Annotated in this window: 14 protein-coding genes and 1 pseudogene; 8 read left to right on the forward strand and 7 right to left on the reverse strand. The window is 69.5% G+C overall.

Annotated elements, in window-relative coordinates; translation table 11 throughout:
- Positions 1-6 precede the first annotated feature (6 nt).
- From AQJ67_RS37705 to AQJ67_RS37725, 5 genes are all read left to right on the forward strand, one after another.
- Positions 7-681 carry a response regulator gene (locus tag AQJ67_RS37705; protein ID WP_062723990.1) on the forward strand — a complete coding sequence of 225 codons (675 nt, stop codon included), beginning with the start codon at positions 7-9 and terminating at the stop codon, positions 679-681.
- A gap of 166 nt (positions 682-847) precedes the next feature.
- Positions 848-2182 (forward strand): sensor histidine kinase, encoded by a 1335-nt coding sequence (locus AQJ67_RS37710; RefSeq protein ID WP_079056431.1) that lies wholly within the window; start codon positions 848-850, stop codon positions 2180-2182.
- A complete protein-coding gene (locus AQJ67_RS37715; RefSeq protein WP_062723992.1) occupies positions 2179-2844 on the forward strand; it encodes a response regulator in 666 nt (221 codons plus the stop codon). Before AQJ67_RS37710 ends, AQJ67_RS37715 begins: the two co-directional genes overlap by 4 nt.
- An 82-nt stretch (positions 2845-2926) precedes the next feature.
- Positions 2927-4147, forward strand: a complete 1221-nt coding sequence (locus AQJ67_RS37720; protein ID WP_062723993.1) for a cytochrome P450 — start codon at positions 2927-2929, stop codon at positions 4145-4147.
- 87 nt (positions 4148-4234) lie between these two features.
- A complete protein-coding gene (locus AQJ67_RS37725; protein ID WP_062723994.1) occupies positions 4235-4837 on the forward strand; it encodes a Uma2 family endonuclease in 603 nt (200 codons plus the stop codon).
- A gap of 10 nt (positions 4838-4847) precedes the next feature.
- Here AQJ67_RS37725 and AQJ67_RS37730 read toward each other — a convergent pair whose 3' ends face one another.
- On the reverse strand, positions 4848-6452 hold the full coding sequence (locus AQJ67_RS37730; protein ID WP_062723995.1) for an ABC transporter permease: 1605 nt from the start codon (positions 6450-6452) through the stop codon (positions 4848-4850).
- On the reverse strand, positions 6449-7357 hold the full coding sequence (locus tag AQJ67_RS37735) for an ABC transporter ATP-binding protein (protein WP_062723996.1): 909 nt from the start codon (positions 7355-7357) through the stop codon (positions 6449-6451). The genes AQJ67_RS37730 and AQJ67_RS37735 overlap by 4 nt, the downstream gene beginning before the upstream one ends.
- 97 nt (positions 7358-7454) lie before the next feature.
- Between AQJ67_RS37735 and AQJ67_RS37740 the strand changes: the two genes are divergently transcribed.
- The gene (locus AQJ67_RS37740) at positions 7455-7952 is read left to right on the forward strand and encodes a GbsR/MarR family transcriptional regulator (RefSeq protein ID WP_062723997.1); all 498 of its coding nucleotides are present in this window, start codon (positions 7455-7457) and stop codon (positions 7950-7952) included.
- An 87-nt stretch (positions 7953-8039) separates the two neighbouring features.
- Complete coding sequence (locus tag AQJ67_RS37745; protein WP_062723998.1) at positions 8040-8669, forward strand: Uma2 family endonuclease; 630 nt, start codon at positions 8040-8042, stop codon at positions 8667-8669.
- Here AQJ67_RS37745 and AQJ67_RS37750 read toward each other — a convergent pair.
- Positions 8647-9507 (reverse strand): diacylglycerol kinase family protein, encoded by an 861-nt coding sequence (locus AQJ67_RS37750; protein WP_062723999.1) that lies wholly within the window; start codon positions 9505-9507, stop codon positions 8647-8649. The genes AQJ67_RS37745 and AQJ67_RS37750 overlap by 23 nt on opposite strands.
- A 196-nt stretch (positions 9508-9703) precedes the next feature.
- Between AQJ67_RS37750 and AQJ67_RS37755 the strand changes: the two genes are divergently transcribed.
- On the forward strand, positions 9704-10987 hold the full coding sequence (locus tag AQJ67_RS37755) for an adenylosuccinate synthase (RefSeq protein ID WP_062724000.1): 1284 nt from the start codon (positions 9704-9706) through the stop codon (positions 10985-10987).
- Between the two features lie 19 nt (positions 10988-11006).
- Here the strand turns inward: AQJ67_RS37755 and AQJ67_RS48000 are convergent, their stop codons facing one another.
- The 4 genes and pseudogenes from AQJ67_RS48000 to AQJ67_RS37770 form a co-directional block, all read right to left on the reverse strand.
- The gene (locus tag AQJ67_RS48000) at positions 11007-11501 is read right to left on the reverse strand and encodes a hypothetical protein (protein ID WP_159058913.1); all 495 of its coding nucleotides are present in this window, start codon (positions 11499-11501) and stop codon (positions 11007-11009) included.
- A gap of 126 nt (positions 11502-11627) precedes the next feature.
- A complete protein-coding gene (locus AQJ67_RS37765) occupies positions 11628-12236 on the reverse strand; it encodes a TetR/AcrR family transcriptional regulator (protein WP_159058914.1) in 609 nt (202 codons plus the stop codon).
- Between the two features lie 82 nt (positions 12237-12318).
- Positions 12319-12528: a DUF397 domain-containing protein gene (locus tag AQJ67_RS46180; RefSeq protein WP_079056432.1), complete on the reverse strand. Its 210-nt coding sequence runs from the start codon at positions 12526-12528 to the stop codon at positions 12319-12321.
- Positions 12525-13332: pseudogene (locus AQJ67_RS37770) on the reverse strand (helix-turn-helix domain-containing protein). The gene AQJ67_RS46180 and the pseudogene AQJ67_RS37770 overlap by 4 nt, the downstream one beginning before the upstream one ends.
- Between the last annotated feature and the right edge of the window lie 426 nt (positions 13333-13758).

The raw sequence follows: 13758 nt of genomic DNA on the forward strand, positions 1-13758 counted from the left end.
GACCCCATGACGAGCAGCCCCATCCGCGTACTCATCGCCGACGACCAGCAGATGGTCCGGCAGGGATTCACCGTGCTGCTCAACACCAAGCCCGACATCGACGTGGTCGGCCAGGCGGTCGACGGCCTGGACGCGGTCGAGAAGGTCGCCGAGCTCACCCCCGACGTCGTCCTGATGGACATCCGGATGCCCGAGCTCGGCGGCATCGAGGCCACCCGCCGCATCACCACGGCGACACCGCAGATCAAGGTGCTGGTGCTGACCACCTTCGACCTCGACGAGTACGTGTACGAGGCGCTGCGCGCGGGCGCCTCGGGGTTTCTGCTGAAGGACGCCTCCGCCGACCAGCTGGCCGAGGCGGTCCGGGTCGTGGCGGCCGGCGACGCCCTCCTCGCGCCGGGCATCACCCGCCGTCTGATCACCGAGTTCTCCCGCCTGGACAAGCGGCCCCGGGCCCCGTTGAAGCAGCGGGTCGGTGAGCTGACCGAACGCGAGACGGAGGTGCTCGCACTGATCGCGCAGGGCCTGTCGAACGCGGAGATCGCCGAGCGCCTGGTCGTGGCCGAGCAGACCGTGAAGACCCATGTGGGCCGGATCCTGGTGAAGCTGGGGCTGCGGGACCGGACGCAGGCGGCGGTGTTCGCGTTCGAGTCGGGTCTGGTGCGGCCGTCGGGACGCTGAGCGCGGTCCCCGCCGTCGCGTCGCGGCCGTCGCGTCGCGGCCGTCGCGTCCCGGCCGTCACATCCGGTGCCACCAGCGGCGATACCCGTAGTACCTGAGATGGACCTGCGGGAACCCCTCTCACTGGGGACGACCGCGACACCGCCTTGCGCCTACCGTTCTGTACGTGACCGAGACGACTCACATGCAGACACCGCCACCGGGGGACGGGGCCAAGCCGCGCAGCCCGGAGTTCCGGCTGGCCGCGGACGCCCTGCAAGGGCTGCGGCAGGACCTGTTCCACGACGCGTTCGCCTACCGTCCGCTGCAGCGCATGCGGGTGGACGGCCCGCTGACCCGCCGACTGCCCGGCCGTCTGCGTGAGTACGCGGCCTGGACACCGCACGCCGTGATCGCCACGGCGGCCCTGTTCACCCTGTTCATCGGCAGTGTCGACACCAACGGGCCGGCCCTGCTGGTGGGGCCCCTCTGCGCGATCCCGATTCTGCTGACCATGGCGCGGCCCGTCGGAGCGTTCTGGCTGTCCATGGCCGCCACCCCGATCGTCGCGGTGATCGGCGGCGCGGGCGAATGGCCGTGGATGCCGGGCAGCCTCGCCTGCCACCTGACCGTGCTGACCGTCGTGGCCGTTCGCACCAGGCCCCGCACGGCGGTGTGGATGTGGGGGGTGACGGGGGCGTACGGCCTCCTGGCGGACGCCGGTGTCGGCGGTGGCTACTACGGCACCAACACCGGCCCCATGATGGTCATCTCCACGATGGTCCTCCTCGTCGTCGCCCTCTGGCACATACGCCGCGACGCCCGGCAGGAGGTCACCGCCCAGCTGACCGTGACCGCGCAGGAGCGCTCCAAGCGGACCCTGCTGGAGGAGCGTACGACGATCGCGCGGGAGCTGCACGACGTGGTCGCCCACCACATGTCGGTCGTCGCCATCCAGGCGGAGGCCGCCCCCTACCGGGTGGAGAACCCGCCGCCGGAGCTGGAGCGGGCCTTCGTCACCATCCGGGAGAACGCGGTGGCGGCGCTCACCGAACTGCGCCGCATCCTGGGCGTCGTCCGCGCCGAGGACTACGAGGCCCCGGACGCCCCGCAGCCCACCCTCGCCGACCTGGACGCGCTGCTGGCGAACGTGCGGGACGCGGGACTGACCGTCGAGAAGACGACGACCGGCGCGGTCCGCGAGCTGCCGCCGGGCGTGGAGCTGTCGGCGTACCGGATCGTGCAGGAGGCGCTCAGCAACAGCCTGCGGCACGCGCCCGGCGCGAGTGCCCGGGTGGAGATCGGGTACGTGCTCGGTGGCCTCGGACTGCGCATAGTCAGCGGCCCGCCGCCCGCGCCGGCCCTGGTGAAGCCCTCACCGGGTGCGGGGCACGGCATCACCGGGATGCGGGAGCGCGTCACGATGCTGGGCGGCGAGATGACGGCGGGCCGGACGGAGGACGGCGGCTATGAGGTGGCCGTGTTCCTGCCGGTCGTGACGACGACAGAGGACGGCTCATGACCATCCGCGTGCTGATCGCGGACGACCAGATGATGGTGCGCGAGGGCTTCTCGGTCCTGCTGAACGCGATGCCGGACATCGAGGTCGTCGGCGAGGCGGTCAACGGCCGGGAAGCGGTGGACCGGGTCCGTGAACTCTCCCCCGACATCGTGCTGATGGACATCCGCATGCCGGAGCTGAACGGCATCGAGGCGACCCGCGAGATCGTCGCGGCCGACAGCACGTCCAAGGTGCTGGTGCTGACCACCTTCGACCTCGACGAGTACGTGTACCAGGCGCTGCGCGCGGGAGCCTCCGGCTTCCTGCTGAAGGACGCCTCGGCCCGCCAGCTCGCCGACGGGGTCAGGGTGGTGGCGGCCGGCGAGGCCCTTCTCGCGCCCTCCGTCACCCGACGCCTGATCACGGAGTTCTCCAAGCTGTCCGACTCCCCCCGTCTGATGTCCTCCGCGCACGCGGCGTACGGGGATCTGACCGAGCGGGAGACCGAGGTGCTGGTGCTGATCGCGCAGGGCCTGTCGAACTCGGAGATAGCCGAGCGGCTGGTGGTCGCCGAGTCGACGATCAAGACCCACGTCAGCCGGATCCTGGTGAAGCTGGGGCTGCGGGACCGTACGCAGGCGGCGGTGTTCGCGTACGAGGCACGGTTGGTCACACCGGGCTGAGCGGATCCGCACCCGCCGACCGACCCGCGCCCACCGACCGACCCCCTGGTCAGGCAGGGGGAGCCCGGGCTAACGTCCGGACATGGCAGCTCCCTCCGCCCTCGCCTTCGACCCGTGGGACCCGGCGTTCCTGGCCGACCCGTACCCCGCCTACGCGGAACTGCGTGCCCAGGGCCGGGTGCACCGCTACGAGCCCACGAACCAGTGGCTGGTCCCGCACCACGCGGACGTCTCGGCGTTGCTGCGCGACCGCCGCCTGGGCCGGACGTACCAGCACCGTTTCACCCACGACGACTTCGGACGGACCGCGCCCCCGCCGGAGCACGAGCCGTTCCACGTCCTCAACGACCACGGGATGCTCGACCTGGAGCCGCCGGACCACACCAGGATCCGACGGCTGGTGTCGAAGGCGTTCACGCCGCGCACGGTGGAGCGGCTGAAGCCGTATGTGCAGCAGCTGGCGGGTGAGCTGGTGTCCGGGCTGGTGGAGGCGGGCGGCGGCGACCTGCTGACGGACGTGGCGGAGCCCCTGCCGGTGGCGGTGATCGCCGAGATGCTGGGCATCCCCGAGTCGGACCGGGCCCCGCTCCGCCCCTGGTCGGCGGACATCTGCGGGATGTACGAGCTGAACCCGTCGCAGGAGACGGCGACGAAGGCGGTCCGGGCCTCGGTCGAGTTCTCGGAGTACCTCCGTGAGCTGATCGCGGCCCGCCGCAAGGAGCCGGGCGACGACCTGATCTCGGGCCTGATCGAGGCGCACGACGAGGGCGACCGCCTCACCGAGCAGGAGATGATCTCCACGGCCGTCCTCCTCCTCAACGCCGGCCACGAGGCCACGGTGAACGCCACGGTCAACGGCTGGTGGGCCCTGTTCCGCAACCCCGACCAGCTGACCGCCCTGCGCGCCGACCACTCCCTTGTCCCGTCGGCGATCGAGGAGCTGATGCGTTACGACACCCCGCTGCAGCTCTTCGAGCGGTGGGTGCTGGACGAGATCGAGATCGACGGGACGGTGATCCCGAGGGGCACGGAGATCGCGATGCTGTTCGGCTCCGCGAACCACGACCCCGAGGTCTTCGACGCCCCCGACCGCCTCGACCTGACCCGCACGGAGAACCCGCACATCTCCTTCAGCGCCGGCATCCACTACTGCATCGGGGCTCCGCTGGCCCGCATCGAGCTGGCGGCGTCGATGACGGCGCTGCTGGAACAGGCGCCGACTCTGAGCTTGGCCGCCGAGCCGGAGCGGAAGCCGAACTTCGTGATCCGGGGGTTGGAGGGGCTGAGCGTTGAGGTTCGGTGATCACCTGTTCGAGTGATCAGCGAGCGATTCCGAGCGGCCTTCACGAGTGTCTCGTCAAGCTGGTGCCCGCCTGCGAAGGGAGGCACCATGACGGTTATGGCAGAGCGCGTGTTGCAGTCGCCCCAGATGTCGGTGGAAGAGTTCGAGAGGATCGCCGCTTTCGCGGCCAGGGAGACCGACGACGCCGTCAGGTTGGAGTTCATCAACGGACGGATCGGGGTCAAGAAGGTGGCCGATGGCGACCACAACAGCGCTGTCGTGTGGCTGAACAAGCGCTGCTTGCGAGCGAGGCCGGACCTGGACGTGTACCAGGGGCAAGGACTGAGGGTGGAGAAGTACCGCGAGGGGCGGGCTGTTCCTGACGCGGTGGTCGTGCCCGAGGACTACTTCGCCGGGCACGGCCAGTGGGCCGATCCGAGCGGAGTGCTCCTGGTACTTGAGGTCACGTCGTACGTCTCCGACACCGACAAGCGTGACCGCCAGGAGAAGCCGGTTGCCTACGGCGCCGCAGGTATCCCGTTCTACTTGTTGATCGACCGGGACGCCTGCACGGCCAAGCTTTACAGCGATCCGGAACGGGATGTCGGGTACGGCAACTGCCGCACAGCACCCTTCGGTGTCCCGCTCGTAGTCCCGGAGCCCCTCGGCATCGAACTCGACACAGAGAAGCTCAAGCAGTACGTCGACTGAACCGATCCCCTCAGCTCGTCATGTCCCGCCGCCGCAACCCCACCAGCCCCGCGGCGGCCAGCCCCACCGCCAGCACCAGCAGCACCAGCACGGCCCCCCACTCCATCCCCCCACCCGGCAACTTCGGCAGATGCCCGAACGGCGACAGATCCAGCACCGCCTGCGGAGCATCCAGCGCAGGGCCCACCCAGCCGATCAGCAGCACAGCCCCCGCCACCCCCCACGCCCCCATCGCCGCCCGAGGCAGCACCCCGTACAGCAGGACCGCCAGGCCGCCGACGACCCACACCGCCGGGAGCTGTACCAGGCAGGCGCCCAGGATCGGGCCCACCTCCTTGCCGTAGCCGACCGCGAAGCCCAGCCCCGCCAGGAGCATGATCAGCGCGGAGCCGCCGAAGGCGATGGTCAGATGGCCGGAGGCCCACCGCAGGCGCCCGACCGCGTTGGCCAGCAAAGGCTCCGCCCGCCCCGACGTCTCCTCGCCGTGCAGCCGCAGCACCGACGCCACCACATACAGCGCGGCGATCAGTCCCAGCATCCCCACCATCGACGCCAAGAACGCGTCCGTGAGGCCGGCCTGACCCCCCATCCGCTCGAAGATCTCCCGCGCGTTGTCGTTGTCCCCGACCAGATCGGCCACCCCGTCGGTCAGCCCGCCGTAGACGACCCCGGCCAGGAAGAAGCCGATCGACCAGCCGAGCACGCTCCCGCGCTGCAGCCGCCAGGCCAGCGCCGCAGCCGTGCCGAGGCGGCCGGTGGCCGGCCCGGGCCGGGCGGGCAGGAAACTCATCCCCACATCCCGGCGCCCGGCGAGTTCGTACGCCACCGCACCCTGCACCAGGGCCGCCCCCGCGAACAGCAGCAGCACCCACCACCGCTCGCCCGCGAACGGCCGCAGGTTCTCCAGCCACCCCAACGGCGACACCCACGTCAGCACCGACGAACCGTCGTCCGACGCCGAGTCGCCCGCCGCGCGCAGCACGAACGCGGCGCCCACCAGCCCCGCCGTCAGCCCCCGCGCCAGCCGCGCGCTCTCCGTGAACTGGGCGACGATCGCGGCCAGCGTGGCGAAGACCATGCCGACCCCGGCGAGACCGAGCCCGAGCGCCAGTGCGCCGGCGGTGCCCTGGCCGGCGAGCCCGGCCGTGACCAGCAGCGCCAGTACGGCGTTCGCGACCACCGCCGTCAGCAGCGCCGCCGTGAGAGAGGCCCTGCGCCCCACCATCCCGGACGCCACCAGCTCCTGACGGCCGCTCTCCTCCTCGTCCCGGGTGTGCCGTACGACGAGGAGCATGCTCAGTACGGCCGCGAGGGCGCCCGCGTACACGCCGACGCGCCAGGCTGTCAGCGCGCCGATCGAGTCGTCGAAGACCGGGCCGATCAGGGCGCGGAAGGAGGCGTTGGCGGCCGTGTCCTGGACGAGGTTGGCGCGGTCCGCCGGGCTGGCGTAGAGGTTCTCCAGGGTGTTCGGCATGGAGAGGATCATGAGCGCGTTCACGCCCACCCAGACCGGGATCATCAGCCGGTCGCGGCGCAGTGCGAAGCGCAACAGCGTCGCGGTGCCCGCCAGTTGGCGCGAGCCCGCCGGTCGTACGCCGAAGGCGGTGGCGGTCATCGTGCGGCCACCTCCTCCGGCACGTCGTCCTGGTAGTGCCGCAGGAACAGTTCCTCCAGCGTCGGCGGCGTCGAGGTCAGCGACCGTACGCCGGACTCGCTGAGCGAGCGCAGTACGGCGTCGAGCTTGTCGGTGTCGACCTGGAGGCGGACGCGCATGCCTTGGACGTCGAGGTCGTGGACCCCGGGGAGGTGGGACAACCCGTTGGGCGGGCCCGCCAGTTCGGCCGTGACGTTCGTCCGGGTCAGATGGCGCAGGTCGGCGAGCGAACCGCTCTCGACCGTACGGCCCTTGCGGATGATGCTGACCCGGTCGCAGAGTTCCTCGACCTCGCTGAGGATGTGCGAGGAGAGCAGGACCGTACGGCCGCGCTCGCGCTCCTCCTCGACACAGCGCTGGAAGACCTCCTCCATCAACGGGTCCAGGCCGGAGGTCGGTTCGTCGAGGATCAGCAGGTCGACGTCGGAGGCGAACGCGGCGACGAGGGCGACCTTCTGGCGGTTGCCCTTGGAGTAGGTCCGGCCCTTCTTGGTCGGGTCCAGCTCGAATCGCTCGATCAGCTCCGCCCGCCGCCCCTTGTCGAGGCCGCCGCGGAGCCGGCCGTAGAGGTCGATGACCTCGCCGCCGGAGAGGTTGCGCCACAGCGTCACGTCACCCGGCACGTAGGCGATGCGCCGGTGCACCTCCACCGCGTCCGCCCAGGGGTCGCGGCCGAGCACCTGCGCGCCGCCGGAGTCGGCGCGCAGCAGGCCGAGCAGGACACGGATGGTGGTGGACTTGCCGGCGCCGTTGGGACCGAGGAAACCGTGGACCTCGCCGGTCTCGACGTCCAGGTCGAGGCCGTCGAGCGCGTGCGTCCTGCCGAACGACTTGTGCAGTCCGGAGACGGTGATTGCCTTCGTCATGCTTCAGAACGTACGCTTCTTTCAGAAATTTGTGAAGTTAAGGAAGCGTATGAAGCCCCGATAGGATGGGTGCATGGACGGGCACACGGATACGCGCATGACGGAATCAGCCGGGGCCGGCCGGGACGCGGAGTCCGTGTCGAAGTTCGTGGAGTCCTTCGCGGCGCAGCTCGTCGAGGCCGGCATGCAGCGCATGGCCGCCCGCGTCTTCGCCGCGCTGCTCGCCTCCGACAAGGGCGTGCTGACCTCCGCCGAACTGAGCGAACAGCTCCAGATCAGCCCCGCCGCCGTCTCCGGCGCGGTGCGCTACCTCGCCCAGACGCACATGGTGTCGCGCGAGCGGGAGCCCGGCTCGCGCCGGGAGCGCTACCGGGTGCACGGCGACCAGTGGTACGAGGCCCTGACGAACCGGGAGGCCGTCCTCAAGCGATGGGAGGCGGCCCTGCGCGACGGCGTCAACAGCCTCGGCCCGGACACCCCGGCAGGCCGCCGCCTGGCCGAGACCCTCGCCTTCTTCGAGTTCGTCGAGGTCGAGGTCGCGTCGATGATGGAGCGCTGGCGGGTGCACCGGGAGCGGACGTTCGGGCAGGGCTGATCTCCTATTCCGGTGATCGACTGCGCAGGTGTAGTGGAGTGGCTACGCTGAGTTGCGGCTGGTCCGTATCGAGGGGGAGGGCGCATCATGACACTCATGGCAGAGCGACCGGTGATGAGCGGCACCAAGCCTCGCAACGAATTCGAGGAGCTGTTGGACCTCCTCGACGAGCTGAACGTGCCCGACGGCTACAAGGCCGAGATCATCAGGGGGAGCATCGTCATGTCGCCGTGGTCGAAGGCGTACTACGCGGACGTGATGGATGTGGTCTGCGATCAACTGCGTCCTCATCTGCCCGACGAGCACCGCATCACATGGGGCCCCTTGCTCTACGTCTTCCCAGGCCTCGAACGGGCCTACGGCCCCGACATCCACGCTGCTCACCGGCGGGCCCGCCGCAGCACCAGCAACCGTCTTGACGGAGAAGCCCTTTCCTTCGTCGCCGAGCTGACATCCCCCTCCACCCGGGACGACGACCTGACCGACAAGGTCGAGGTCTACGGCAAGGCAGGCGTTCCCGTCTACTTGGTCCTGGACATGCAGGAGGAGCAGGCCACCGTCTTCTGGTCCCCGTCGGACAAGGGCTACCAGGGGCGGTTCACCAAGCCTTTCGGTGAAAAGCTCTACCTTCCGGAGCCGTTCGACTGCCCGCTTGACACCGCCGACTTCGAGGGACCCGAAGACGACGACGTGGTCACGTCCGCCCCGGCACCGTAAGCCCCCAAGCCCCCTCCCGAACCACCCACGTCCGCGTCCGCACCGGCCCCGACACCTCCGTGTCCGCCCGGTACCGGAAATGCGCCCCCGACACGGTCACGGTCCGCCCCGCGGCCAGCAGCGGCGAGGCCTCCGCGCCCACCGACAGCGGCCGGACCTCCACCTCGGCCACCCCGGCGACCCCCGGCGCCACCGACACCGCCTCCACCGGCTGGTCGAGGTCCACCAGCGTCGCCCCGTCGACCTCGACGCGCAGCCGGGACGGCCCGGACGCGGCCGGGGAGTCGCCCCGGGCAGGCACCAGGGTCCGCACCAGCGACTGGCAGGTCCGCAGCCAGGGCCGTCCCGCGCCCGCCCCCACCGCGGTGGCCCCGGCCGGCGCGGCGGGGTCTCGTATCGGCGGGATGTGCAGTCCGCCGAGAACCACGCCGTCGCTGTCGTCCACGAGCAGGTCCAGGCGCCGCTCCGCGCCGTCCAGGACGGCCCGGGCCGCCGCCACGGCCCCCGTCGGCACCCCGAGGGATTCCGCCAGCGACAGCGCGGCGCCGACCGGCACCACCGACAGCACGCATTCCGCCAGCTCCCGCTGCCGGTGCAGCAACGTCACGGCACGGGTCAGCGCCCGGTCGTCGCCCACGACCACGGGTCGCCGCGAGCCCCTGCGGGTCAGTGCGCGGGCGAACTCGTCCGGATCGTCCGGCAGACACACCTTCGTCGCCGCACCCGCGCTGAGCACGTCTTTCGCGATCCTGACGGACTCCCCGTCCGTCCGCCGGGCAACCGGATCGATCACCACCAGCAGCTGATCGGACATCGCGAAAGTCGCCACCTCGGCCATGCCTCGCTTCCTCGGGTAGCATCTTTGTGCAAGAGCCCCTTGCGCTATTGCGCCAGGGGCTTCGTCTATTCCGGGGCCATCCGGTCCGACGGTTCACGGCCAACGACGGTCGCGACCTGTCGTGGTGTACACGGTCAAGACCCTCCGTGTACACCCCTGACCTTGGACATGCCCCGCCCGGAAGGGGTGTACGCGCGTGCCCGCACTTGTGCTGCTCGGTGCTCAGTGGGGTGACGAAGGCAAGGGAAAGGCGACGGACCTGCTAGGCGGATCCGTCGACTATGTGGTGCGCTACCAGGGCGGCAACAACGCCGGCCACACGGTAGTCGTGGGTGATCAGAAGTACGCCCTCCACCTGCTCCCTTCCGGAATCCTGTCCCCGGGGTGTACCCCGGTCATCGGCAACGGCGTCGTCGTCGACCCGTCGGTCCTGCTCTCCGAGCTGAGCGGTCTGAACGAGCGCGGCGTCGACACGTCCAAGCTCCTCATCAGCGGAAACGCACACATCATCACGCCGTACAACGTGACGGTGGACAAGGTGACGGAACGCTTCCTCGGCAAGCGGAAGATCGGGACCACCGGTCGCGGCATCGGCCCGACCTACGCCGACAAGATCAACCGCGTCGGTATCCGCGTGCAGGACCTGTACGACGAGTCGATCCTCACCCAGAAGGTCGAGGCGGCCCTCGACGTCAAGAACCAGCTGCTCACCAAGCTGTACAACCGGCGCGCCATCGCCGTCGACCAGGTGGTCGAGGAGCTGCTGGACTACGCCGAGAAGATCAAGCCGTACGTCGCCGACACGGTCCTGATCCTCAACCAGGCCCTTGAGGACGACAAGGTGGTCCTCTTCGAGGGCGGCCAGGGCACGCTGCTAGACATCGACCACGGGACGTATCCGTTCGTCACGTCCTCGAACCCGACCGCGGGCGGCGCCTGCACGGGCGCCGGTGTCGGCCCGACGAAGATCAGCCGGGTCATCGGCATCCTCAAGGCGTACACGACCCGCGTCGGCTCCGGCCCCTTCCCGACCGAGCTCTTCGACGAGGACGGCGAGGCGCTGCGCCGCATCGGCGGCGAGCGGGGCGTGACGACCGGCCGTGACCGCCGCTGCGGCTGGTTCGACGCCGTGATCGCCCGCTACGCGACCCGCGTGAACGGCCTGACCGACTTCTTCCTCACCAAGCTGGACGTCCTGACCGGCTGGGAGCAGATCCCGGTCTGTGTGGCGTACGAGATCGACGGCAAGCGCGTCGAGGAACTCCCGTACTCCCAGTCCGACTTCCACCACGCGAAGCCGGTCTACGAGATGCTGCCGGGCTGGAGCGAGGACATCAGCAAGGCCAAGTCCTTCTCCGACCTCCCGAAGAACGCCCAGGCGTACGTCAAGGCGCTGGAGGAGATGTCCGGCGCGCCGATCTCCGCGATCGGCGTCGGGCCGGGCCGGGACGAGACGATCGAGATCAACTCGTTCCTGTAGATCCCTCCGCGGCAGGCGCTCAACCGGGCGGACGACGTCCGGTGAGCGCCTGCCAGCGGTCCCGCGCCGCCTCCAGCTCGCGGCGGGCGTGCTCGGGGCGGGGGTCCTGCTGTTGTTCCAGCGTCACCTGCGACAGTCGCTCACGCGCTGCGTCCTGATCGGAGGTGTCGCCCCTGGCAAGCTCCAGTTCTTCCTTCAGCCTGGCTTCGTCTGCCTCACGTTTTTCGAGAAACTCGGCTTCGTCGACTGTGCGTGCGGGCACTTGTACGGCGTCTGTCGGCGATCGGTGCAGTGCCAGCTCGCCCAGTCGAGGTCGCAACAAGGGGTCACTCGGCGAGCGTATTTCGGCCAGTTGACGCTCCAACGTGTGGATGCGTTGCCGCCGCCGAGTTTCGGTGGCGTCGACGGCGTTCTTGGCCTCCGAGCGCTCGGCATGAGCCGCCCGCTTCAGCTCGTGGACGGTGCCACGCTCAAGGCGTAGGCCCAGCCGCCTGGACAGAGATGTCTGCGCCACGCTGCCCACAGGGACCGACGACAGCGAGCAGCAGCAACGGACCATCGGAGCATCCCCAGAGGGCGGTGGTCAACTACCGTGTGATGAGCCACAGTTGGAGATGTCAAGCCTCGGTTGCCGGGCACTTCAGAGGTCACAGTCAGTGCACGGCAAGGGGAGTGTGAGGCAGAGGTGGATGGTCGTGTTCAGTCGGGCGTCGATTTTGGCGCGTTCCTCGGCGTCTGAGGGGTCCGCGGGGGGTGTGAGGGCGTAGGGGAGTGCCGTGGTGAGGACGGCCAGGCTGGTGCGGTCTCGCTCCGCGGCTCCTGTAAGGCGTCCCGTCACATGCTCGTGCAGCCAGAACCACGTCAGTGTGTGCCAGGCGGTGGTCGGTCGCAGGATCGCGGCGTGAAACAGCTCCGGATCCGTACGGGCCATGGTCCGCACGACTGGGTGTTCCCGCACCAGGCGCGCCGCGCGCACCACGACGCGTGCCTCAAGGCACCCGGCCGGCAAAGGTTCCCGTACCTCACGGGCCACGTGCAGCACGCGTCGCAGTTCGGACAGCGTGGCTTCCCGGAGCAGCGCCTGCGGGTTCGCCCAGTTCCGGTAGAGGTACGAGCGGTTGCAGCGGGCCAGGCGCGCGATGTGTGTCACTCCGGTCCGCCGGGGGCCGTACTCGGTCAGCGCGTCCAAGACCGCGCGATATACCGTGGCCCGGCCCGGCTGCCAGACGGAGGGGGTCGATCCGCTCATGCCGGGGAGCATGGCAGCCCGAGGGAGGGAGCCTTTCGGCGAAAGTGCGACAGATGAGGAGAAGGTGTTGCAGTTTTTCGAGCTAAGGGGTGAGGGGGGCGGTGGGGAGGAAGGCCGCCCAGGCATCGCCGGACACCGCGACCATGGGCCCGTCCGGGTTCTTTGAGTCGCGGATGCGAATGGTGGCGGTGGCGGTGGGGGTGTGGGGGCATGCGGCGACTTCGAGGCAGTTGCCGCCACTGCTGTCGCTGTAGCTCGACTTGAACCAGCGAAGGCTTCCGGTGCCTGTCATCGTTCCTCTCCTGCCAACCGCTCGATGAAGGCCAGTGATTCGTCGGGACTCAGGGGGATACCTCCGCCGGATCGCTGACGAGAATCCCTTGGTCTTCGACTTCCAAGTAGATGACGTGCTGGTGGTCCTCGGTCTCTACGAGCTTCATGGGGCCGCAGGCGCCTGCGTACGTTCCGCGCAGCGCACGCTCCAGAGGCAGCACCTGCACGCACACATTGTCCCTTTGCGCGTCCTCGGCCAGCGAGCGCAATTGTCCACGCATGATCTCCCGGCTACCAAACGGCCGCCGCAGCACGCCTTCTTCGAGGATCAGCTCGATCAGCGGTGCCGGGTCCCGTTCGAAGAGGGCCCTACGGGCCAGCCGGGCCTCGACCAGTTCCTCGCGCTTCTGCTCGGACACCGGGGGATAGCCACCGCCGATCAGTGCCCGTGCGTAGTCCTCGGTCTGGAACAGTCCGTCGACGACCAAGGTTTCGTACGAGCAGATCGTGCTCGCCCCTGCCTCCAGCCCCGAAAACCCCCGGAAGCGAGCCGGGTACTTCTCCAGCAACATCCACCTACGCGCCTCCTCGAAGACGCCCAGCCCACTCCCGAGCTCCGCTTCCAACCCCACCAGCATCTGATCGCTCGCGGGCTGCGCACATGTCTCCATCGCGCTGATCGCCGCCGCCGTGTACCCGAGCTTCTCGCCCAACTGCGGCTGCGTAAGCCCCTGTTGCTCACGCAACGCTTCGCCAGGGCGGCGACCAGATGTGCCGTGCCGCCCGCCTCCGACTTGTTCTCCGCCCGCGCCATTGCGGTCACCTCCGAACTCAACCGAACTCAACCGGTCACAACTCGCGGACGCCGCCACTCAACCGTGTTCAACCGGCGACTCAGAGTCATGGATCAAGCTAGCTGCGCGCCCGCAAACTGGCCCTGTGAAAACGCAAACCGACCTGAGCTGGGTTCCGGCGACCGGCATTCAACTTCGCAAGGCGGGCGTCCAGTTCGACGCGATCAGAGTCGACGGCGAGGAGGGCCGGGACGTCGCCGACTGGCTCGCTCGGATGACCGGTGGTGATCCGGGGCCGATCGTCGAGTCTGCGACGGGCCGGCGCGGGGTCTACTTCTTCGTGCCGGTCGGCAGTACGTCCCACCGCGCCTGGCCCGACCCCCGACCGCCTGGTGCACACGCGCCTGCTGTGCACCGTCCTTCACTCGCAGGAGTGAAGAACGTGAACTTCCGCC

It is taken from the genome of Streptomyces caeruleatus (assembly GCF_001514235.1).
GTDB lineage: Bacteria > Actinomycetota > Actinomycetes > Streptomycetales > Streptomycetaceae > Streptomyces > Streptomyces caeruleatus.